20 protein-coding genes and 1 rRNA gene are annotated in these 22,000 nt (G+C 40.5%); 2 read left to right on the top strand and 19 right to left on the bottom strand.

The window, feature by feature from the left end; all coding sequences use genetic code 11:
- Positions 1-39 precede the first annotated feature (39 nt).
- The 5 genes from B1201_RS03650 to B1201_RS03670 all read right to left on the bottom strand — a co-directional run bounded on the left by B1201_RS03650 (position 40) and on the right by B1201_RS03670 (position 3,691).
- The gene (locus B1201_RS03650; RefSeq protein ID WP_078192362.1) at positions 40-858 is read right to left on the bottom strand and encodes a class I SAM-dependent methyltransferase; all 819 of its coding nucleotides are present in this window, start codon (positions 856-858) and stop codon (positions 40-42) included.
- Positions 852-1,676, bottom strand: coding sequence for an undecaprenyl-diphosphate phosphatase (locus B1201_RS03655; RefSeq protein ID WP_078191179.1), 825 nt, complete (start codon positions 1,674-1,676; stop codon positions 852-854). The genes B1201_RS03650 and B1201_RS03655 overlap by 7 nt, the downstream gene beginning before the upstream one ends.
- Before the next feature lie 12 nt (positions 1,677-1,688).
- Complete coding sequence (tsaB, locus tag B1201_RS03660; protein WP_078192363.1) at positions 1,689-2,354, bottom strand: tRNA (adenosine(37)-N6)-threonylcarbamoyltransferase complex dimerization subunit type 1 TsaB; 666 nt, start codon at positions 2,352-2,354, stop codon at positions 1,689-1,691.
- Positions 2,355-2,516: 162 nt separating this feature from the next.
- Positions 2,517-3,047, bottom strand: a complete 531-nt coding sequence (locus B1201_RS03665; RefSeq protein WP_078192364.1) for a gamma carbonic anhydrase family protein — start codon at positions 3,045-3,047, stop codon at positions 2,517-2,519.
- Between the two features lie 35 nt (positions 3,048-3,082).
- A complete protein-coding gene (locus B1201_RS03670) occupies positions 3,083-3,691 on the bottom strand; it encodes an NUDIX hydrolase (RefSeq protein ID WP_078192365.1) in 609 nt (202 codons plus the stop codon).
- Between the two features lie 126 nt (positions 3,692-3,817).
- On the opposite strand from B1201_RS03670, the gene B1201_RS03675 reads away from it, so the two are divergent.
- A complete protein-coding gene (locus tag B1201_RS03675) occupies positions 3,818-4,366 on the top strand; it encodes an NUDIX hydrolase (RefSeq protein ID WP_078192366.1) in 549 nt (182 codons plus the stop codon).
- A gap of 67 nt (positions 4,367-4,433) precedes the next feature.
- Here the strand turns inward: B1201_RS03675 and B1201_RS03680 are convergent, their stop codons facing one another.
- From B1201_RS03680 to B1201_RS03705, 6 genes are all read right to left on the bottom strand, one after another.
- Positions 4,434-6,449 carry a hypothetical protein gene (locus B1201_RS03680; protein ID WP_078192367.1) on the bottom strand — a complete coding sequence of 672 codons (2,016 nt, stop codon included), beginning with the start codon at positions 6,447-6,449 and terminating at the stop codon, positions 4,434-4,436.
- Positions 6,450-6,471: 22 nt separating this feature from the next.
- Entirely contained in the window at positions 6,472-7,818 is a 1,347-nt protein-coding gene (gene filE / locus B1201_RS03685; protein WP_078192368.1) for a putative pilus assembly protein FilE, read from the bottom strand.
- A gap of 14 nt (positions 7,819-7,832) precedes the next feature.
- A complete protein-coding gene (locus B1201_RS03690) occupies positions 7,833-9,497 on the bottom strand; it encodes an OmpP1/FadL family transporter (RefSeq protein ID WP_078192369.1) in 1,665 nt (554 codons plus the stop codon).
- Positions 9,498-9,509: 12 nt separating this feature from the next.
- Entirely contained in the window at positions 9,510-10,709 is a 1,200-nt protein-coding gene (locus B1201_RS03695) for a hypothetical protein (RefSeq protein WP_078192370.1), read from the bottom strand.
- 60 nt (positions 10,710-10,769) lie between these two features.
- On the bottom strand, positions 10,770-11,603 hold the full coding sequence (locus B1201_RS03700) for a C39 family peptidase (protein WP_078192371.1): 834 nt from the start codon (positions 11,601-11,603) through the stop codon (positions 10,770-10,772).
- 198 nt (positions 11,604-11,801) lie between these two features.
- A complete protein-coding gene (locus B1201_RS03705; protein ID WP_078192372.1) occupies positions 11,802-12,758 on the bottom strand; it encodes a DUF6160 family protein in 957 nt (318 codons plus the stop codon).
- Between the two features lie 255 nt (positions 12,759-13,013).
- Between B1201_RS03705 and pabB the strand changes: the two genes are divergently transcribed.
- On the top strand, positions 13,014-14,354 hold the full coding sequence (gene pabB, locus B1201_RS03710; RefSeq protein ID WP_078192373.1) for an aminodeoxychorismate synthase component I: 1,341 nt from the start codon (positions 13,014-13,016) through the stop codon (positions 14,352-14,354).
- Positions 14,355-14,472: 118 nt separating this feature from the next.
- Here the strand turns inward: pabB and hisC are convergent, their stop codons facing one another.
- The 8 genes from hisC to rrf all read right to left on the bottom strand — a co-directional run bounded on the left by hisC (position 14,473) and on the right by rrf (position 21,969).
- Positions 14,473-15,570, bottom strand: coding sequence for a histidinol-phosphate transaminase (gene hisC, locus B1201_RS03715; protein ID WP_078192374.1), 1,098 nt, complete (start codon positions 15,568-15,570; stop codon positions 14,473-14,475).
- A 181-nt stretch (positions 15,571-15,751) separates the two neighbouring features.
- Entirely contained in the window at positions 15,752-17,053 is a 1,302-nt protein-coding gene (gene hisD / locus B1201_RS03720) for a histidinol dehydrogenase (protein WP_171263723.1), read from the bottom strand.
- A gap of 193 nt (positions 17,054-17,246) precedes the next feature.
- Positions 17,247-17,957 (bottom strand): ATP phosphoribosyltransferase, encoded by a 711-nt coding sequence (gene hisG / locus B1201_RS03725; RefSeq protein ID WP_078192376.1) that lies wholly within the window; start codon positions 17,955-17,957, stop codon positions 17,247-17,249.
- Positions 17,957-19,213, bottom strand: a complete 1,257-nt coding sequence (murA, locus tag B1201_RS03730) for a UDP-N-acetylglucosamine 1-carboxyvinyltransferase (RefSeq protein ID WP_078192377.1) — start codon at positions 19,211-19,213, stop codon at positions 17,957-17,959. Before murA ends, hisG begins: the two co-directional genes overlap by 1 nt.
- 6 nt (positions 19,214-19,219) lie before the next feature.
- Positions 19,220-19,471, bottom strand: coding sequence for a BolA family iron metabolism protein IbaG (ibaG, locus tag B1201_RS03735; protein ID WP_078191194.1), 252 nt, complete (start codon positions 19,469-19,471; stop codon positions 19,220-19,222).
- 135 nt (positions 19,472-19,606) lie between these two features.
- Positions 19,607-19,939, bottom strand: a complete 333-nt coding sequence (gene hpf / locus B1201_RS03740; protein WP_078191195.1) for a ribosome hibernation-promoting factor, HPF/YfiA family — start codon at positions 19,937-19,939, stop codon at positions 19,607-19,609.
- 169 nt (positions 19,940-20,108) lie between these two features.
- Positions 20,109-21,563 (bottom strand): RNA polymerase factor sigma-54, encoded by a 1,455-nt coding sequence (locus B1201_RS03745; protein ID WP_078192378.1) that lies wholly within the window; start codon positions 21,561-21,563, stop codon positions 20,109-20,111.
- Between the two features lie 291 nt (positions 21,564-21,854).
- Positions 21,855-21,969 (bottom strand): 5S ribosomal RNA (rrf, locus tag B1201_RS03750).
- Between the last annotated feature and the right edge of the window lie 31 nt (positions 21,970-22,000).

The following is a 22,000-nucleotide window of genomic DNA, read 5'->3' on the forward strand; positions in this document are numbered from 1 at the left end:
TATAACAAATCTTTGAACAATATTGAAGCAAATATCATTTTAAGTCACAAGATCATGTTGGAAATATGCATCAAAGCGACAAGCATCACCTTGCCACTGATGTTGCGGCTCTTGATTCGCTAAAAAAACCGCCAATCGTGGACGTTTAACCACAACACGTTTAGCAATTTTTTGTGCTAAATCCAGTAAATTATCACCTAAATCCATTTCACCATCTTCAGGTAACAGTAAATGCAATAATTGCATTTGTTTTTTGACCTGAGCTTGCTTTTTGACGGCTTGCTGGTTTTGATCTCGCTGTGGAAACATCGGATCGAGATAAACCACATCAAAGATTTGATTGGTCGTCGACAAATGTTTCAAAAAGTCTGCCGAATCTGAAAAGACCAATTCAATTCGTGCCACAACCGAACTTAAAAATGCATCTTTCTGCGCACGTTGATGTGAGTCTTCCAATAAGGTAAATAAAATCGGATGACGTTCCACAAGAGTCACATGCGCACCCAGATGTGCCATTAAGAGACTGTCGTGCCCTAGCCCTGCGGTTGCATCTACAAGCTGTGGTTTTTCAGCCAAATTACACGCACGTGCAATCATCTCAGACTTTAAAGATGCTCGCTTTAAACGCCCCACTTCTGCTGTCCAATCGGGTTGCATCTTCATGCCATTGGCCGCTAACCACAAACCATCTGCATCGACACACAAACTAAGTTCAGGGTTTAAACGTAAAAAACGCGCGTTTAATTTTTCAATCAATTCAATATTTACAGATACACCACGTGAAGAAAGCACAGCAGAATACTGCTGTGCTTTCTCATGAAACTCTTGTTCTGTGTATAAGCGGATTTCGCTTACCATAATTTCCAGCCTGTAAATGCGAACAACAAAATCAATAACCCTGAAACAATTCGATACCACGCAAAAATCATGAAATCACGTTTTGCCACATAAGCGACAAGCGCACGAATTAAAATCAATGCAGAGACAAATGAAACGATTAAACCAACGGCGATCACAGTCCAATCTTGAGTGCCTTGAAATACATCATAGCTTTGATATAAATCCAGCAAACCTGCACCGACAATAACAGGAATACCCAAAAAGAATGAAAACTCAGTGGCTGCTTTACGAGAAACACCCAAGAACATAGCACCAATAATAGTTGCACCTGAACGTGAAGTCCCAGGAATTAAAGATAAAACTTGAATTAAACCAATCCAAATCGCATCTTTAATGGTTAAATCTTCTACTTCTTTGGCACGCACCTGCGGTGGATTTTTTTCGATCCAAATAATGATCAAACCACCGATAATCAACCCCATAGCAATCGCAATGTTATTGAACAGCAGCTCTTTCACCGTCTGACCAAACGTCAAACCAATCAACACGATTGGAATCGAAGCGAGAATTAAGCCAAAACCTAAACGGCGACCTTTTTCTTCACCCGTCACCATACCGGTTGCTGCGCCCCACAGGCGGCCCCAGTATTCATAAATTACCGCAGCAATCGCACCCATTTGAATCGCGATCACGAAAACATCACTTTTTTCTTTGGTCCAAAAGTTCATTAATTCTGAAGCCAGAATTAAATGCCCTGTACTTGAAATCGGTAAAAATTCGGTAATACCTTCAACAATACCCATGATTGCCGCTTTGAGCAGCAGTAGAAGATCCATATATAACCCTAATTATGGCTTGCCTTGTTCTGAAATTTTCTTCCAGGCGTTATCTCGTAAATATACGGGCAATGCAAGTTCAGCACTCACCCATGCTTTTCTTTGCGCCGCTTCGCGGGCAATAGTAGCAATATCTTGTGCTGTTGCACTTAAGTCTTTGTATTGTGTTTGTTCTGATTGAATGAGCTCACTACCAGAACCCACGACAGTAAATTTGATCTGTGGTGTGGCATCGGCGTAGCTTAATAATTGTTCTTCATCTACAGCCTGCATAATGCCATTGGCATCGAGTTGATAGCTTGCGATATACACTTCTTGCATGCGAGCATCAAGGACTGCTGTTACTTCAGTCAAACCATGTACACGATGCGCCGCTTGAGCCAAAGCTTGCAAAGTCGAGACTGGAACAACAGGTACGTCATTGGCCCATGCCAAGGCTTGTGTTACCGCTGCATTAATACGAACACCACTAAATGAGCCAGGCCCACGACTAAATGCAATCGCAGTTAAACCCGCTAACTCAATAGCAGTTTGATTAAGCCCTTGCTCAATCATTGGGAGAATGGTTTGTGTCTGCGCTTTTGCCCGTAAATCGAGTTGAAAATAAAGCTCTTGAGTTTCATCTACAATCGAGACGGAACACTGCTCATTGGCAGTTTCCAATGCCAGTAATTTCATGCGCAACCTTAATTAAATTTAATCTTAAAAAACGTTGAATATGATACTCCACTCCATCGCAGTTCGCGAGATTTTCCACCATAGACTCAGCGCTTTCTGTATTTAATCTATAAAAAAGCCTCGACAAACGTCGAGGCTTTTTTGCTTACCATGTATAGCGTTCTAAAGTTCAGCGACTTCGAGTTGAGTAAAATGTTTAAAATGAGCGGCATAGTGCATGGCACTCATTTTTAGACGTGCTTCCGCTTGTTCATCTAAAGTCTTAACAACTTTACCCGGTGACCCCATCACAACAGAATTATCCGGAATCACCTTCCCTTCTGGAATTAAAGCATTCGCACCAATGATGCAATTTTTACCAATCACAGCATGATTTAGAACCACGGCATTGATTCCGATCAGACTATTATCACCTACGGTACATCCGTGTAGCATGGCTTGATGCCCAATCGTGACATAATCACCAATGATCATTTCAATGCCCGCATCGGTATGCAGCACCGCATTTTCTTGTACATTGGTAAAATCACCCAGTTTGATACGACTATTGTCACCTCGGATGACGGCTCCGAACCAGACACTCACTTCTCGGCCTAATTCAACTTGCCCAATGACCGTTGCATTTTCTGCAACCCAACCATCCCAAGGTTGATGCGTGGCTTTCGGGCTATATCCTTGAAATTTGTACAACATGATCAAACATCCTATTTTGACTTTCTAAAAATGATTTATGGCTCACGGCCCAAATGAAATGAAGGAGAATTTAATAAAAAAGGCCATTCTTTTTGATAATTCAGACCATATTGAAATAAGGAAATCAGCATCCGTGCAGTCAAGCCCCATACGATTTCGTTTTCGATTCTTAAACTGGGAAAATAAAGCGATTGCTGGGCAAAACGAACTTCATATGGCGTTGGCGGTGTTTCTAAAAGCTGTCTTAATGATGCAAAAAAAATACGGTCAATTTCAGTGGGTTGAGGTATTAAATTTACGTCAGGCGGGATCAATCCCACGATCGGTTTAACTAACATTCCATTCCGTGCTTTTTGCATTGGTAAATCACCCAAAAGTTGCACATCAAATGGATTTAGAGCGGTTTCTTCTTGAGCTTCTCTTAACGCCACCACGATATTACTGGTGTCTTGGGCATCACGTTTGCCACCGGGAAAGGACACCTCACCGGCATGATTATTCATATAGAGCGAGCGGCGGGTCAATAAAATGCGTGGATTATCTTCTTGGGTAATCGCAATCAATACAGCAGCATGCGCAGGTTGAATACGCTTAGAAAAACGTAAACTTTGCTGCAATCGCTGAGTCAATAAACCCTCATCCATCCACATTACAACCTTATAATTATCCTGTTTTCATCATAGCTGAATTTCGGCCAAGCTGGTTAGAAATGATGCCAAAGTTTTATTTTTAAGTTATTCTGACGGTTCACACAATCCATGACGATGAATATGAACTTTTGCTCAAACTGCGGACAAAAAACAAAAGAAGCGATCCCGCTTGGAGATCATCAGATACGCCGTATTTGTACCGCATGTGGGTTTATTCATTATGTGAATCCTAAAGTCATTTGTGGTGCTTTAGCCGTTTGGGACAATCAAGTTTTACTTTGCCGTCGTGCGATTGAGCCACGTTATGGGCTGTGGACATTACCCGCTGGCTATATGGAACTCTATGAGACGATGGAGCAAGGAGCAGCGCGTGAAACTCGCGAAGAAGCCGAAGCAGAAGTCAATATTGAGCAACTGTATTGCATGTATAACATTCCCCGTATTGGGCAAATTTATGCCTTGTTCAAATCTGAACTAATCAATGGAGAGTTTGGTGCGGGTGATGAAACCATTGAATCACGATTATTTAGCGAAGAAGATATTCCTTGGGATGATTTAGCCTTTCCTAGTGTGGAAAGAACGCTGCGGCATTATTTTGCTGACCGCAAAACAGGTCAGTTTGAAATGCATCTCGAAACCCTTGGTACGCGACTCGATCACACAGGTTAATTTGCTGGCCGCATGATTAAAAAAGCCCATCACGGATGGGCTATTTTATTTTACTCATATTTGAAGATTATTTAGCCTTGATGGTGTAACACGGGGCCAATTCTAAAGAAATATCACCACCGCTTAACTTCGCCGTTTGAGCCGCAGCAGTATCATTTGGATTCTTTAAGCTGTAAATATAACTAAAGCTGGCCAAACTATTCCCCCACTTCACTACTTTATTATCTGAATCCGTCAAAGCAACGCCAGAGGGACGCGTGCCTGCATTGGCGTTAATCATATTGTGTAACTGCACTAAAGCACCGCCTACAACCATTGAGGTATCCGCTGAAGTTTTTACACTTGAGTTCATTCCAATCAACGCGCCATCAAGCGTATGGAAATATGGGTCAGCTAAAATCATACGAATCGAAATGGTATTTGGATTAATATTTCCTTCAGGCGTAAAGGTACGGGTTGTCGTTCCGATACGATATTGCTGTACACCTTTATCATCTTTCATTAACAGTGGGTCAAGCACATCTTTTCCGCTACAGCCTTCCGTCGCGTGTGTAGACAAGTCGACAATTTGGCTATCTTGACGAGTAAATACATCGTCTGGCACGCCAGATTTTATATTTGTGCGAATATCACCATTACGGTCAATCACCACACCCAATTTCACTGTTTTAATCGAAGTATCGGTAAATTTAAAGGTTAAATCTGCATACAAGGGGAAGATATAATTTTGTCCAGCAGCAACATTTTCAACAGACTTAAAGACTTTTTTGTCTAAATACGACAGCGGATAAAGCTTGTATAAATCCATCGTGCCTTTAAATTGCACTTGGTCAATGTTTTGCTCCCAAAGACCTAATTTTTTCTTATCATCGGCCGTCAGAACATAATCATCTTTTTTGGCCATTAACGTTTTATATAAACTTCCACCCGTACCGACCACCATTTTGTCGGCAAGTAGCGTCCCTTGTTTAATAATCAGCGGGCCAGAGTTGGCTTCTTCTGCATCAAAACGGAAACCCAGTATGCCAGGTTTATCAATTTGCTTGGTAAGCGGATCAATCCAATTATCCTGTGGCGTTGCTGTTAAACGTGTTGGTCGAACCTGCGTCAAGAGTAAGACATTCACACCACCAATGGTACTCAACTGTTGATCAACTTTGCCCTTCCACTGTAAACCACTACCAAATGTCATACCTTGGCGGTCCGTCATTAACATGAAATGACCAAATAAATTAACTTTTGAGCTATCGGTCGGCAAACATTCATTTTTGTCACAGCCGACAAGTCCATTTGAACCACTGGCATTGGTAATCACGCCATCAGTTGAAAACAACGCAAACTCAGGCTGATATACCGCAGCCGTTGAGATATTCATGAGTTTTGAAACTAAGGTAAATGCGTTTTCATTGCTGACTTCGGACAAGTCTAGCCAAGGTGTAAACAGGTCATTAAATTCCGTATCTGAACTGATACTGAAATCTGCTGTCGCGACATTTCGCGTGATTTGATCAATCAATACTTTATCTGCATTGTTGATATAAACCGCTTGGATATCTGTAGCTGTAACTGCGCTATTATTTTTCAAAGCCAAGGCTTGAATAATTTTGGCTAAACGCATTGCCACTTTAACTGTTGCGTCGGTATTTGAAATCGTTGCAGCAGGTTTACCCGCGATGCCGGCAGCCAAATCCAATAAGGTCAAACGTGGGGGTGTCGTGCCACTGGCTACATTTGAAATTTGTTTCAAATCTACTTTACCCAAATCAATTCGACGTGATTTTTCACCTTGGACAAAGAAAGTCACCGTATCGCCAATTTTGCAGGCACCTGTCGAAACACCTTCTTTTAGATCAAATAAAGTAATGTAGGTATTTTTAACGTCGCTCGAACAATTAAAATTCAGACCTTCAATTGGATAATCTAAAACGAACTCAACACAGCCTTCGGTATTACTTTTACAAGTACCATTGGTCGTACTGGTATCATAAATTTCAGGATTCACATTTGCACTTTCACCGCCACAGCCACTGAGCGCTGCAACCAATGCCGTTAAAGCAAACGGTAATAAAATTTTATTTTTCATCCTAATTCTCTTTCTTATGTCCTTAACGGATTGCTGTTAATTTAAGTTGGCCTTGATTGGTTAATACGCGGCCATCGACGTCTATTGCAGTGGCTAAAGGCGTTAAGAATAAATACTGGCTACCTTTAGGCACTTGAATCACGCCTTCAATTTTTTCATGGTAAAGATGATCCGCTTCACCTTGGTTATTTTTGAATCCACCTGCGCCTTCCATGACACATCCATTTTTGTCTAAAAATACCGCAAATGGCCAATAAAATGTAGGATTTTGTACTTTGGATGCAAATGAATGTATACGAATATTTTGTAATGGTGATTTTAGTTTTACGACTTCATAGTCAAATTCGTCAGACAATGGTGCTCGAGGCCATAAGTTAATATCTTGAGCTAAGTCGAGCTCTTTGGCTTTCTTCATTTTTTTATTCGAAAAACATTGCTGACCTAAACCTTGAATGGTGTCAGCTTGTGACACCCGATAATATGATGTGGCTAAAGTGATTGGGCCTGTATCTTCGGGTTGATTACGTTTAAATAAATTATCAATGACGGAGCGACTGACACCTTTTTCACGTTCAATGGTTTGCATCCGCGTTTGCCCCATCTTGCTATCAATAACGCCTTCGGGCATGGTGTAAAAGCGCTTTTTGCCTTCTAAGTTAAACTCTTTATCTTCAAGATATTCATTATTGACATACTTTTCACCAGCCATGGTCGAAAAGCCTTGCTCTTGTTTTGCCTTAGCCGATTGTTTTGAAGGATTATTTTCTAAGTTTTCACCTGAAGATCGTACGGATTGATCAGTACTGACTACTTTCTCAGCAAGGATCTTTTTCTCAACGACAGGTTTATCTTTTCCAGCTAGAACTTTGGACTGATACGCTTCACGAGGTTGAGCTAGCTCTGATTGCTGTAAATTTTCTGTCCATGCGGTTGAAGGCAAGACTTTTGCTGTCGTATCTGCCGCTTGTGCTGACTTTTCAGATTTGCGAACTTTATCCCCTGAGACGTCTTTAATTTTATCTACTGTGATAGCTTTAATTTCATCCCGTTTTTCCGGCTCACGTACACTTCGTTGAGACTTCAGTGATTCAACAGTCTGTGCTGTTGGACTCGTTTGACGTGTCATCGGTGTCTTGGTTTGAGACGGACTAATGCTTACGGATGGTTGAATAATTTGTTGTACAGGTTGAGAGTCTATCGTTTTAGCAGTTGGACTTTCTTTAGGTTTCTTTGCTGGTTTTTCTTGCACTTGTACCACCATTGGGCGCCCATCAGGCCCAATAATGGTATGAAACGCCCCAGCGTTGGTATACGACACTTGCCCCACAGACAGTGCAAGTAACGTTTTTATGAATAAAATCCTTTTCATTCTGTCTGCTTATCCTACCAACGAGTTCTGTAATTTAATCCTAGGATGGTGATTTTCGTATCGGTTTTTACATTCAGTCCAGCATATGGGTTTAAAAGTAAGTTATTCACACCGGTTAAGTTTGCAAGACTACTAGTATTCGCTGGAATGTTATCTTTACTGCGTAAAAAGCCGATTGATAAATCTAAATCCGTATCTGCATCAAAACGATATCCAATCCCCATACCAAAGAGCTGCGCACCATTAATTGGGACCATGGTATTTCGCTTACCATCAGGAATAGAGGTACTCCGTGGTTCATAGCCTGCACGTAATTTCAAACGATCTGTTGCAGAATATTCAATACCAATACCCCAGTTCCAAGGCGATGTAAATTTCAAAGGTAAGGCCAAAGAATTATCGGTCACATTTTCAGATAATAATTTTGCAATTTTCAGCGCTGAAATTTGACGGTCGAATTCAAAACGGAATTTGTCCCAAGCACGATAATCGGTCCAGCCCACATCAAAATTGATTTGTAAATCAGGCATGACCTTATATTTGATCCCGGCCTGTACGTGCTGTGGATACTCAAAATCCATCGAAACCAAACCCGACTCCGAGTTAGGCACGGCATTTGGGAAACCTAAAATGGCAGCTAAAATTTGACCTGTTGGTGATGACATTAATCCCTTAATCATCTCCTGAGGCGCTTTTGCATTATGAATGCGATAACGGCCTTTCATGCGCATTTTCGCCGCGCTTTGGTACACCATACCAAAACTAAAATCTTCGCGTGGCTCCCACAAAACCCCTAAGTTATAACTTGGGCTCAGTGATTGCTCTAAAGCCAATTCCATCTGACCAAATTTGCCAAATGGATTCATTCCTTCTTCGGTATTACACATCCCCAATAGCAAGATGTCGGTAATAATGTCCGAATTTTCCTTGAATGGCGTACAGACGACTTCATCAATCATCCTTAACATGCCGATCAACTCATTGGGAAATCGTAGATCTGATTTCAATCCAATGGCTTGATAGGACATCCCTACACCACCACCAATCGATAACTCATCACTTACTTGATAACCCACAGTTGGCGATAGATAAGTAATACGCTCTAGAGCAACTTGTTGCCCCATGAAATTACCTGGGTTGCCATTTTCAGCACCAAAACCCGCAATCAAAGGCGCATAAACGGCTGATGCAAATGTTGCTTTAGAACCTGGTGGATTGTAGGCAATTCCCATCGTTGGCGCGGCAATGGGTTGTCCAGCACCAAAATCCACCATCTTTTTTAAGACAGGTACATATAGGGATGCATATTCAACATCACCAGAAACCTTATCTTTAAAGTCCGTACAAATATCTGCCGTTACTTCAGGGCCATCATTACAGACCATTGGGTCATCAGAATAACCAAAGACGTTATAACCCGCAGGGACGGTAAATTCACGTTGAATATCAAAGTTTGCAATGATTCCCTGCATATCGGTTTGCAAACCTTCAATTTTCGTTAATGCTGCAGGGTTAAAATGCACGGCACTAATCCCCGGAGGATCAGCAGTTACTGCATTCCCTAATGCAAGTGACCGTACATCAACTGAAAGATTGGTACCCAATTGTGCAAAAGCAGCACTAGAACAGCCCGTTAAAACGATCGCACTAACAAGTGGGCTGAGTCGAATTTTACGCATACGACAGCCCTCTTAACGAAGTTTTTTTCCAAAACCTAGAATATCTAACGGGAAAGAAAGTCCTAAAGACACATCTGGTGCATCTTCAGTTAAACCTAGCCCCACCGTACCGTTCACAATCGTATCTGGAGATACACGTACACCTAAAGAAATCGCGAGAGTTGAGCTGGTTTGGTCTGCAGGTGAATAGGATTCGCCACTGCTATACGTAAATTCTGCGCCGGTATTGAAACTTTGTTGATATGACATGGTGAGGGAAACATCGTAGTTAAACGAGTATGCAAAACCGAATGCAAAACCGCCACTAATTCCCGGTTCAAATTCTTCAATGACACGTGTACCACGACGTTGGTTTAAACCAGTTTCTTTGAAACCATAGTTGGCTGAGACAGATGCAAACAATACAACGGGGTCAATATATTTACGCGTACTCGCACCGATACCTGCCGAATAGTAACCTTTACCTGTTGCTAGATCATTTACCGCGTTGACTTCATATGGACTATCACCAGTTTTCGTAGATAAATTACCAAATAAAATCAGTGGTAAACGACCTTGCTTCAATGGGAAGGGTTCCCAACGTGCGCCTAAAGAAATATCCCCTAAACCAGCAGTTGAAGTATCTTTTAATAAATCAGTTTTTGCTACTAAAGGCACAGATGCAGAGAATGTCAAATTGTCCATTACACCGTATTGCACGGTAAATGTATTGGTCATTGAGTGTGTGGCATTCTCTTGTACACGGAGTTGATAAAGTTGGCCTTGTGCCATTTCCATATCAAGTTGAGTATCACGGTAATAGGTATAATCGATATCGTAAAAAGATGATATTTCACCTTTTTTAATCAATGAATACTGACGTTCATTCGAGCTAAATACTTCCTGTAAGTTAGCTTCTTGACTCGCATCACCCTCTTGCTGTTGAAGTGCTGTCGATGCCTTTTCAGTGGCAGTAGCACTTTCGACTTGTGGTGCCTCAGATTGTACTGGCTCTTCAACAGATTGATACTGTCCAATTTCAGGCTCGGCAGCAGCTTCTTGTGCAGTATCAGCTTGGTTTACAGTAGCAGGAGATACAGACTCTTCTACGACTGTCTCTTGTTCAACTGGATCATATTCTCCAAGGCTTGGCTCTTCAGCTGCATAGGCAACCCCCATCACCACCTGAATACTCATGGCTAGTAGTGTTTTGTTCATCCATTTACGATTCATGTTCCTTCCCACCGTTGTTATTTTTTTAATCCTGACACTTTGTTATACGCTTTCATCTAATTATTTACTCTTGTAGTAAAGCCTTAGAAAGTTGTAATTCGATTTACCATAAGACTCCGACTCTTCATTCATGTTTTTATCAAGTCGTATCGTAGATGCCTTGTCTGCAATTTTTTCCATGTAAAACTGCGGATATTGAATATCAACCAATGCATAACGGTTCACGGTTGCATCTTCAACATGTCGCAAGTCTGAATCTTGCAAAGCTAATAAATTTTTACGTTGCTCAGGCGCAACGTTGATTAAGAATAATGTGTTGTTTTCCCATATTTCTTGGAATCTAACTTCATCGAAACTGATATTGCCCAGTGCTGGATCTGCAACATAAACACGCCCATCTTTATAGGCTTTAAAAACCACAAAATGTTTAAAACCAGCATATGAAATGGGAACAATCGCAGGCTGACCTTGCTTAACTAGATCTGAAAACTCACCTTTGTAGCCCCCACTGTCTAGCCCCACAGCAGCGACAAAACGTTTCATGTCTAATAAGGAGAAACTTCGACGTTCGATGATTTTTTCAGTTTCACCAAATTTCAGCAAACCATTCATGGTCTGTTGCTCAGTTAGCTGTGTCCCGACATAACCATTTAATAAAGTGGTTAAGGCTGCTGAACCACAACTGTAGTCATAAGCTTGCCGAACGATGCCTCGAAATTGATCTTCTATGGCAGGTTTAATTTTTACAGATTCACGGTGCATCCGAGTAAAGGAATCATTTCGTGAATCCAATGTTTCGGTATAGTGAACTGTTCCGACTGGCTTTTCTTTTAAATCAAAGGACTCTTTGGCAAAGTAATACATCAATGCCGAGCCTACTACTATCTCTAACATATCTTCTAACTTTTAGTTATCGGCAATGATGTGCCTTTTTTCATTATTTTTTAGAGCTATTGCTCTACATCCATGTATTATGCAAGATACCTTTTTTTTTATAAAAAAACAGCATTTTTTTATGCTTTAATTGGGTCATTCCGCACTTTTTTGTAAAAAAAAGCGCGTGATCAACACGCGCCTTATTTTTATTCTAAATTACTTACTAGAAATTGTAATTACAGAACCTTGGTTATATACACCCATTGCTGGGCTGTAGAACGTTTGTAAGCCTTGAACTTCGATATCACCAATTGAACCAGCGTCTTTACTTCCTAAATGAATACCTTTCACATAGTTATCAATTGGACCAGAGTTGCTTACCATTTGAATATAACCATTGTTTGTGCCTTCTTTACCATAAACACGAACATCTTGGTTAATCGTTAAGTCAGTTTTATTAGCATCAGCAACTTTGATGCTTTCGATAAAGATTTCACCTGCTTCGCGTGTAGCCGTTTTAGTTGATGCATCTAGGATACCCAGATCTTTAATTTCTAAGCCACCAACCATTGTCGTACTCAGTTTAATCATTGCACCTTGTGGAGCAGCACCCAACTGAACATTTGCAGTCATTGGACCCGTTTTTAGAGAAAGGCCAGATAAAATTGCATTGTAGTTGTTATCGTCACCACCACGGCGAATGCCTGTAGTACCCGCTGTACCAGATGCTGTTACGCCAATTTCACCGATTTTGATATCTAAACCAGAAACATCAGCTGCGATGTTAATGAATGCACCATTTGCACCAGTACCAGCATCAGTATCAATACGTAAATCAGCTAAATTGCGAGAAGCTAGAAGATAAGCCCCACCGTTATCATAGTTTGCACCAATAACGATACCTTTATTTTCTAAAGGATCACCAGCTTTCTTGTTACCTTGAATAACGATCGCACCAGCAGTACTTGTACCGCCCTTAGCTGTATCCGTTAAACCGTCGTTATCGTGAATGAAAAGTTTTTCAATTTCAATTTTAGAGATACCAATCCCGATGTTAATACCATCTTGACCAGTGGTTGAACTAAGTGCAGCATCGTCCATTGCTTGCATAGCCATAGCATTCGCACTAAATGCGATTGAAGAAACTAGAGCTAATTTAGTGAAATTTTTCATACGGTACTCTCCCAAGAGTATTTATTTTTTTTGATTTTCAACCACTCGATTTATTCAGCTGTAATATTATTTTGTGACAACTGCTAAATCTTTCCTTGAGTTGTTTGCTCGCTCGATTAAATTATATCCAAGCTGAAATTTGTTCAACTGTCGTTGGTCGCAATCTAATTCTTACCGATAAACGGTATTTGCAAGCCAAATGAATTAGGAATGGTATAAAATCCATTTTAGTCTTTAAATTTAATTTCTCTGTTGATGCAAAAACCAATTTCTTTTAAAAAATTTATTCTCAAACAAACTGTTAGTGCTCAAAAAATTTTGCAAGCGCTTGCGCCCTTGCCACATGTGATTTTTTTTGAAGATCAAAACCAACCTTTTATTTGCTTTTTGGCAAATCAATATCAACAATTGAAGAATGATGAACTTAAAGCTTATGTCCGTACCAATTTAGATCAATATGAGGAATCTGATACTCAGCCCTTGCAAAATATTGCCTTCCAAGATTTATGTTCAAACTTAGGCAGCGGGTTTTCTGGGGGCTGGGCTGGTTTTATTAGCTATGATTATGCAGCGCAGCAACAGATTTCCTTGCACGCCAAAGCGCAACCTCGCTTGTTTTTAGGACAATTTTCCAGTTTTTTAAAATTAGAGAATGATGGTTGGTATTTTTATAGTTCAGATCATTCTGCAGCTAAGATTTACGACTACATTGATCAGTTCATTCAAACAGAGATCACTCAGAATCAATTTAAATTAAGACAAAAATGTACTGCAAGATGGTCTAAGTCAGACTACACGAAAGCCTTTGATCAAGTGCAGGAATATATTAAAGCGGGTGATTGCTATCAAATTAATTTAACCCAAGAGTTCACAGCTCAAGCAAACGGTTCACTCTTAGATACCGCTCAAGAATTTTGGTCACTGACTGATGCACCATATTCAGGCTACTTACGTATTGATGATTTTGAAATTTTAAGTTGTTCGCCTGAACTTTTTATAGATTTTAAGCCTAAACGCAAGATTATTACTAAACCAATCAAAGGCACGATGCCTCGCTATGAAGATCCAGTTTTAGATGCGCACTCAAAACAACGATTAAAATCATCTGAAAAAGATATGGCTGAGAATGTCATGATTGTCGATTTACTGCGTAATGATTTGAGTGTTTATGCTGAAACAGGCTCTGTAAAAACACCAAAACTTTTTGATATTGAAAGCTTTAATCAGGTGCATCACATGGTCAGTGAAGTTGAGGCCGTGCTGAAAACCGATGTAAACCCTTTTGAGGTTCTGATGTCAGCACTGCCGGGCGGTTCGATTACCGGCGCGCCTAAAATTCGCGCGATGCAAATCATTGAAGAAGTTGAAGGCGCCCCGCGCGGCGCCTATTGCGGCTCAATGGGCTATTTTAATCACGAAGGCACGGGATCTTGGAATATTTTGATCCGCTCTATTCAAAAATACCAAGATCAGGTTTCGCTGTGGGCCGGCGGCGGAATCACCATCGCATCAGATTGCGATGCTGAATATCAAGAATGCTTTGATAAAGTCGAAGCCATGCTGGATTTGTTAAATACCTGGTATAAGCCAGATTAAACAAAAAAAGCGATTCAATTGAATCGCTTTTTTATAACCCTCCCCTTGCGAAGCAGTGCTTCTCATCTTTTCGAAAGGAAGATTAGGGTAGATTTAAATTTATAGTAGCTTGCTGAAATCAAGCCAAAATATCGTTTTTAAGAGTATCCACAAGGCGCTGATTTTGTTCATCTGTACCAATAGTGATACGTAGGAATTGATTAATCCGCGGCTTATTAAAATAACGCACGATAATTCCGCGTTCGCGCAATTCAGCAGCTAATTTACCCGCGTCTTGAGTTGGCAATGATGCAAAAATAAAGTTTGCCGCAGAAGGTAATACTTTAAAGCCTAGCTCAGACAGCTGCTCTACAAGTTTTTCACGGCTCGCAATCACCTTGGCATTTTGCGCTTCAAAATACTCTTGATCCTCAAATGATGCCACTGCTGCTGCAATCGCAAAACGATCCATCGGATAAGAGTTAAAGCTGTTTTTTACCACCTCAAGCGCTGCGATTAAATGCGGTTGCGCAATCGCGAAACCGACACGCAAACCGGCAAGTGAACGCGACTTAGACGTGGTTTGACAAACAACAAGGTTTTCATATTTCGCAACCAAAGCCACAGCAGATTCCGCACCGAAATCGACATACGCTTCATCAATCAAAACCACTGAATTTGGATTAGCTTGCAGGACTTCCTCAATTGCAGACAAACCTAAAGCAATGCTAGTAGGCGCATTCGGATTGGTAATGATGATGCCGCCATTCGGCTGTTTATAGTCATCCACAACTATTTCAAAGTCATCGTTCAGCGGCAAAATTTTAGTATTGGCAGCTATACCAAAAAATTGGCTATATACCGGATAAAAACTGTAGGTAATATCTGGATACAGAACCGGCAGTTCTTGCACAAAAAAGGCTTTAAAAATATGCGCCAGCACCTCATCCGAACCATTGCCGACAAAGACCTGCTCAACAGGTACATGCTGCTGTTTTGCAATCGCTTGCTTTAACTCAGACGCAGCTGGATCTGGATATAAACGTAAAACATCAGCAGAATTTGCCAATACTTTTTGCACTGCTTCCACCACTTTTGGCGATGGCGGATACGGGTTTTCATTGGTATTGAGTTTTAAAATATTTTGGATTTTAGGCTGTTCACCCGGTGTGTACGGTTCTAATTCACGTACATCAGGGCTCCAAAAACGCATTTGTTCAGAGGTAATATTTGGCATTTTATTTTGCTCTTTTTCACCCTCTCCTAACCTCTCTTGCACTTCGCTTTAAAGGAATCCTTAAAGCTCGTTCAGGGAGAGGAATATTCATTTTATGAGATTTCCCCTCTCCTTTCAGGAGAGGGTTAGGGAGAGGTTTATATTTTTGGAAAACTAAGTTTTTCACCTAGTCTATATTTTCTTACTGATAACGATAGCGTGCTGAACGCGCATGCGCATCTAAGTTTTCCTGCTGTGCTAATGTATCAGCCGTTTTCGCTAAAGTTTTCACGCCATCTTCAGAGCACATGATTAAACTTGAGCGCTTTTGGAAATCATAAACACCTAGCGGTGATGAAAAACGCGCTGTGCCCGAAGTAGGCAACACGTGGTTTGGACCTGCACAGTAATCACCAATCGCTTCCGGTGTATATCGCCCCATGAAAATCGCGCCGGCATGGCGGATATCTTCAGCCATTTCCTGCGCTTCGTCTAAACACAGCATCAAATGTTCAGGTGCAACTTGGTTAATCAGTTCAGCACCTTCAGCACGGTCTTCGACTAAAACTAATGCGCCGCGATTTTCAATTGAAGTGCGCGCGATATCTGCTTTAGGCAAAGCTTCTAAATGCTTTTCAATCCATTGTTCTACTTGATTTAAAAGTTCTGCATCTGGCGTAATGAACACCGCTTGAGCCACAGTGTCATGTTCCGCCTGCGACAATAAATCCATCGCCAGCCATTCAGCGTTGTTTTGACCTTCTGCATAGACCAAAATTTCGGATGGCCCTGCAATCATGTCAATGCCGACTTGACCAAATACTGCACGTTTTGCTACAGCAACAAAACGGTTGCCCGGGCCAGTAATTTTGTCCACAGATGGAATAGTTTCTGTACCATAAGCCAATGCTGCAACCGCTTGCGCGCCGCCAATGGTAAATACACGGTGTACGCCGGCTAAGTAAGCTGCTGCCAAAACCAATGGATTTAAATCACCATTCGGCGCAGGCACCACCATAATAATTTCAGGCACGCCAGCAACATGCGCAGGTACAGCATTCATCAATACAGAAGACGGATAAGAAGCTAAACCGCCTGGTACATAGATACCTACACGGTCCAGCGGTGTGACCTTTTGACCAAGGGTATTTCCTAAAGCATCAACATAGGTCCAGCCGTCTTGCTTTTGTGCTTGGTGAAATTCACGAACACGGTTCGCAGCAAGTTCTAAGGCTTCACGCACTTCTGAACTTAAACCATCAAATGCTGCTTTCAGCTGTTCTTGTGTCAGCTCTAATTCTGAGAATTGATGCGCTGGATGTCGATCGAACTGCTGTGTCAATTTAAGAACATGAGCATCACCATGCTGACGAACATCAGCAATGATTTGGTCAACGGTTTTTAAAAGTTCTGGATCATTCACAGTTTCAAAAGCCAACAAGTCAGCAAAAGCTTGCTTGAAGTTTTGATCTTGAGTCGATAAACGTCGCATCAATTTACCCACAAGGTAATCTATTGGAAAAGATTAGTTTACCTGTTTTACAGCAGCTTGTGGACATCTATCGCATGTGTTCATGTGGAGTTTTATTGAAAATAACTTTCGTTAAAATTGATGAAAATACAGTTTTATCATTATTTTTCAGTTTTCATAAAAAAACCGCCCAAATTTGAGCGGTTTGATCAGCATAGCTAGAAACTTAACAACTTATGCTTTTTTTTGCTTGCTCGCGTTCTTCCACGGCTTTTTCTAGCTGTGCAAGAATTGGATTCAACAAAATTTGTTTACGTTTAAAGCTTGCTTTGTTCACGATTAAACGTGAAGACACTTTACAGATTTCTTCCAAAGGCTCTAAACCATTGGCACGTAAAGTGTTCCCTGTATCCACAACATCGACGATGTAATCACCTAAACCAACCAAAGGTGCAAGTTCCATAGAACCATACAGTTTGATCACATCAACTTGTTCGCCCAAGCTTGCATAATATTGACGGGTCAAATTGACATACTTGGTTGCAATCTTTAAACGACCGTTTGGACGAACCATGCCAACTTTACCAGCCGTCATTAACTTACAGTTGGCAATTTTTAAGTCCAATGGTTCATACACATTTTGTGCACCATGTTCCATCAGCACATCTTTACCTGCCACCCCAATATCTGCAGCACCATTTTCAACATATGTTGGTACATCAGAAGCACGTAAAATTAAAATACGTACGTGCTTATGGGTCGTTGGAAAAATTAACTTACGAGATTTATCCGGATCTTCCAATAAGTTAATACCAGCTGTCTCCAACAATGGTAAAGTTTCTTTTAAGATACGTCCCTTACTTAATGCTAAAGTTAAACCATGATCAAAATTGCCCATTACGTCAAAATTGGGATCATCGTTTCTCATATCGCTCATTAACTTACTCGCTTAATTTGGGCACCTAAACCTTGTAACTTCGCTTCAACATCTTCATAACCACGGTCAATATGATAGATACGGTCAATCAACGTTTCCCCATCAGCGGCAAGTGCTGCTAAAACCAATGAGAAAGAAGCTCGTAAATCAGTTGCCATCACCGGTGCAGCAGATAATTTCTCTACACCTGTAACAACAGCATCATTACCTTCAACCTGAATATTGGCACCCATACGTGCTAATTCAGGTACATGCATGAAACGGTTTTCGAAAATCGTTTCTGAAATTGTGGCAAAACCACGACCAATTGCATTCACCGCCATAAGCTGTGCTTGCATATCGGTTGGAAATTCTGGGTGTGGTAAAGTCTGGAAACTTACTGCTTTCGGGCGTTTACCCATCATATCCAGTTCAATCCAATCTTCACCGCGCGTAACTTCCGCGCCCATTTCTTCAAATTTATCCAGCACAGACTCCAACAAGTTTGGATCTGTATGCGTGGTTTTGATTTTACCGCCAGTTATTGCCGCAGCAGCAAGATAAGAACCTGTTTCGATACGATCTGCAACAACGGCATATTCACAGCCATGTAGGCTTTCAACACCTGTAACAACTAAAGTATCAGTGTCCAAACCTTCGATTTTTGCACCCATCTTGATCAACATATTAGCAAGATCAGTAATCTCGGGTTCACGAGCCGCGTTACGAATCGTGGTGACACCGTCTGCAAGAACCGCAGCAGTTAGAATATTTTCAGTACCACCAACTGTGACCATATCAAAGATAACTTCGCCACCTTTTAGACGACCATCCACTTTGGCATGCACATAGCCAGCTTCAACTTCAATTTCAGCACCAAGTGCTTCTAAAGCTTTTAAATGTTGATCTACAGGGCGAGAACCAATTGCACATCCACCCGGCAAAGATACTTTTGCACTACCATAGCGCGCCAATAACGGCCCAAGCACCAAAATAGATGCACGCATGGTTTTCACGAGTTCATATGGTGCAAATTGGTTATCTAAGCTAGATGTATCTGCCTTAACCGTATCACCTTCATAACTAATTTGAACACCTAAACCTGCGATCAATTTCACTAAGGTGTTCACATCTTTTAGATTTGGAACATTGGTTAATGTAATAGGTGTATCCGCAAGGATAGTTGCAGCGAGTAATGGCAATGCAGCATTTTTCGCACCAGAAATACGAACTTCACCTTCGAGCTTAGTACCGCCCTGAATCAGAAATTTATCCATTAATTATTAAGCTCCGAATAAGCTTGCTTTGCGCCATTCTTCTTTGGTCATTGCACGAATTGTTACTGCATGTACTTCACCGCTGGCAATGTAGGAGTTCAAAGGTGCATAAACAGATTGTTGACGAGCAACAGGACGTTTCCCTTCAAATTGATCATCGACGATGCGTAGATCAAATTTGCCGCCTTGCCCACTAACTGCAACCTCAGCTTCTGGAAAAGCAGCTTTTAAAATTTCAGTGAGCTGTTCACTATTCATCACAAGACCCCATATAGGACTAACGGTGTAAAACCCGTCATTTTACTATAAATCTAAAAAATAATTCATTAGTCACATACATTATATATATAAAAAAAGAGGTTATAAAAAACCTCTTTTTGTACAATGTACAATCTAAACCGTTAAAGGCATATAAATGAGCTGCATTTTTCGATGTTTATGCAATTGTTTTTTTAATTTTTCAGACAATTTTTTGATCGAGGTATACATATCATCAGCGCAAGCTTGCGCAAAAAGTTCGGTCCCGGGTAATCGTATAATCGCTTCTGCAATATGATTATCACTGCCTTTTTTTGAACGTTTATCAACTTGATGATCTTTGGTCAATTTAACTTGCATACTATTGACCTGATCTAAATGTTTGGTCATTTCCGCAAATTTAAGACGAATATTTTCTTCTATTGCTGGCGTAATTGTTAAATGGTGGCCACGAATTGTAATCTGCATAATTCTATCCCTCACCTTCTTTCAGGACTGGAAAAGTTCAAGCCGAATTATCCAACTCAATATGCGAAGCATACATTTACACGATCAGATCATTTCGGCTATTCCTTATATAAAAAAGAGATTCATTATTTCGTCATAATGAACCTCTAGAATAGTCGGGTTTTCAAATTTAGATCAACACTTTTCGCTCTGAAGATGATGGAATATGTAACGATTCACGATACTTCGCAACCGTACGACGAGCAACATCAATACCTTCCGCATTAAGCAAAACTGCAATTGCATTATCAGACAAAGGCTTACGTGTATTTTCTTCTGCAATCAGCTTTTTAATTTTTGCACGAATTGCAGTCGAAGACGCTTCCCCACCCGATGACGTTCCAACATGACTTGAGAAGAAATATTTCAACTCAAATAATCCACGTGGTGTGAGCATATATTTATTTGTGGTTACACGGGAAACTGTGGATTCATGGAGTTCGACTTCTTCGGCAATGTCTCGTAGTACCAAAGGCTTCATTGCCTCAGGTCCTTGTTCAAAGAACGCTCGTTGATGCTCAACAATACAGGTTGCTACTTTTAATAAAGTTTTATGTCGTTCATCAATACTTTTAATGAAATTCTTTGCTTCAAGCATTTGATTTCGTAAATATTGATTATCGTCACTTTGATCTGCACGCTTGATCATATTGGCATAAAAAGAATTTACCCGTAGTTTTGGCATTACATCAGGATTTAATTGAACCAACCAATGTTCATTCTTTTTTAAGACCACAACATCTGGTATTTGATAGTCTGAATCTTTATCTTCAAACTCTTGCCCTGGATGCGCTTTTAATGTTTTTAACAAAGAAATGGCTAGTTTGAGCTGTTCTGTATTTAATCCCGTTTGCTTAATCAACTTGGGTAATTCATTGGTAATCAGCAACTCATAATTTTTCAATAATAAAATAGCTTCATATCGATATTCAACATGTTCAGGAAGATTTTCAACTTGCACCATTAAACATTCGGCAAGATTGCGTGAGCCTACCCCTACAGGATCTAGACGCTGAATATGCTTTAAAACTACTAAAACTTCGTCATCTTCGACTTCTTCTTCATAATCCATAGAGTCTAAAAGATGCTGAACCGATTGGGTAATTTCATTTAAGTCACAATCTAAAAAACCTTTGTTATCTAAAGCATCGATAATACAGTGTGCAATTAGTTTATCGATCATAGAAAAGTGTAAAAGATTAACTTGCTCAAGCATATGCGCTTGTAAACTTTGATGCCCCTGCCGATTATCTTCGCGCTCTTCAAATTCAGCAGCACCTAAACTTGTGGGTTGATGGGTATATACATCATCCCATTCTGTATCCACTGGTAACTCATCAGGTAAATGATCGGCATTTAATTCATTGGTTAAGTCTTTATTTTCCCTTTCTTGTTCTTGTAAGCTATTTAAACTTTCAACGGTATTTTGTTCTTCAACTTTCTCTAATAGAGGATTACTGTCGAGTTGGATTTGAATTTCTTGTTCCAATTCCAAACTTGAAAGCTGTAATAAACGAATGGCTTGTTGTAATTGAGGTGTTAATGATAAGGAATTGGCAACCTTTAACCCCATCGCTAATTTCATTAATAACTCCCCCTATAATTAACCGCACTTTATAAGCAATTTTTATGCCGTTTTATTTTTTATAGCATAATTTCGAAGAGAACGCCTGATTTTTTGTCTTTTTTAGACTCATTATTCAGCTAATTCATTCTTCTATTAGGAACAATTCGCCTTATAAATTAACTATATAATTAGATTTCTTATTCATTTTACTCCGGCTGTCACTGTATTTTTTGTTTTTCATTGTTCTTATTATTTTTCCCGGTATAAAAAAACACCCCCTGGACTAGTCAGGGGGTGTTTCGAATAATGAGCTGGCGATGACTTACTCTCACATGGGTAACCCCACACTACCATCAGCGCTAAGAGGTTTCACTTCTGAGTTCGGGAAGGGATCAGGTGGTTCACTCTTGCTATTGTCGCCAGCACAACTGTTATGGATACTTGCTTAGTCTAAT

Origin of the sequence: Acinetobacter sp. ANC 5600 (assembly GCF_002018395.1) — a bacterium.
In the GTDB taxonomy this organism is placed as follows: domain Bacteria; phylum Pseudomonadota; class Gammaproteobacteria; order Pseudomonadales; family Moraxellaceae; genus Acinetobacter; species Acinetobacter amyesii.

What these genes read in the sequence shown, in the direction of transcription:
- B1201_RS03650 (WP_078192362.1), bottom strand. Translation starts at nt 858, where the DNA reads ATGGTAAGCGAAATCCGCTTATACACAGAACAAGAGTTTCATGAGAAA.
- B1201_RS03655 (WP_078191179.1), bottom strand. Translation starts at nt 1,676, where the DNA reads ATGGATCTTCTACTGCTGCTCAAAGCGGCAATCATGGGTATTGTTGAA.
- tsaB (WP_078192363.1), bottom strand. Translation starts at nt 2,354, where the DNA reads ATGAAATTACTGGCATTGGAAACTGCCAATGAGCAGTGTTCCGTCTCG.
- B1201_RS03665 (WP_078192364.1), bottom strand. Translation starts at nt 3,047, where the DNA reads ATGTTGTACAAATTTCAAGGATATAGCCCGAAAGCCACGCATCAACCT.
- B1201_RS03670 (WP_078192365.1), bottom strand. Translation starts at nt 3,691, where the DNA reads ATGGATGAGGGTTTATTGACTCAGCGATTGCAGCAAAGTTTACGTTTT.
- B1201_RS03675 (WP_078192366.1), top strand. Translation starts at nt 3,818, where the DNA reads ATGAACTTTTGCTCAAACTGCGGACAAAAAACAAAAGAAGCGATCCCG.
- B1201_RS03680 (WP_078192367.1), bottom strand. Translation starts at nt 6,449, where the DNA reads ATGAAAAATAAAATTTTATTACCGTTTGCTTTAACGGCATTGGTTGCA.
- filE (WP_078192368.1), bottom strand. Translation starts at nt 7,818, where the DNA reads ATGAAAAGGATTTTATTCATAAAAACGTTACTTGCACTGTCTGTGGGG.
- B1201_RS03690 (WP_078192369.1), bottom strand. Translation starts at nt 9,497, where the DNA reads ATGCGTAAAATTCGACTCAGCCCACTTGTTAGTGCGATCGTTTTAACG.
- B1201_RS03695 (WP_078192370.1), bottom strand. Translation starts at nt 10,709, where the DNA reads ATGAATCGTAAATGGATGAACAAAACACTACTAGCCATGAGTATTCAG.
- B1201_RS03700 (WP_078192371.1), bottom strand. Translation starts at nt 11,603, where the DNA reads ATGTTAGAGATAGTAGTAGGCTCGGCATTGATGTATTACTTTGCCAAA.
- B1201_RS03705 (WP_078192372.1), bottom strand. Translation starts at nt 12,758, where the DNA reads ATGAAAAATTTCACTAAATTAGCTCTAGTTTCTTCAATCGCATTTAGT.
- pabB (WP_078192373.1), top strand. Translation starts at nt 13,014, where the DNA reads ATGCAAAAACCAATTTCTTTTAAAAAATTTATTCTCAAACAAACTGTT.
- hisC (WP_078192374.1), bottom strand. Translation starts at nt 15,570, where the DNA reads ATGCCAAATATTACCTCTGAACAAATGCGTTTTTGGAGCCCTGATGTA.
- hisG (WP_078192376.1), bottom strand. Translation starts at nt 17,957, where the DNA reads ATGAGCGATATGAGAAACGATGATCCCAATTTTGACGTAATGGGCAAT.
- murA (WP_078192377.1), bottom strand. Translation starts at nt 19,213, where the DNA reads ATGGATAAATTTCTGATTCAGGGCGGTACTAAGCTCGAAGGTGAAGTT.
- ibaG (WP_078191194.1), bottom strand. Translation starts at nt 19,471, where the DNA reads ATGAATAGTGAACAGCTCACTGAAATTTTAAAAGCTGCTTTTCCAGAA.
- hpf (WP_078191195.1), bottom strand. Translation starts at nt 19,939, where the DNA reads ATGCAGATTACAATTCGTGGCCACCATTTAACAATTACGCCAGCAATA.
- B1201_RS03745 (WP_078192378.1), bottom strand. Translation starts at nt 21,563, where the DNA reads ATGAAATTAGCGATGGGGTTAAAGGTTGCCAATTCCTTATCATTAACA.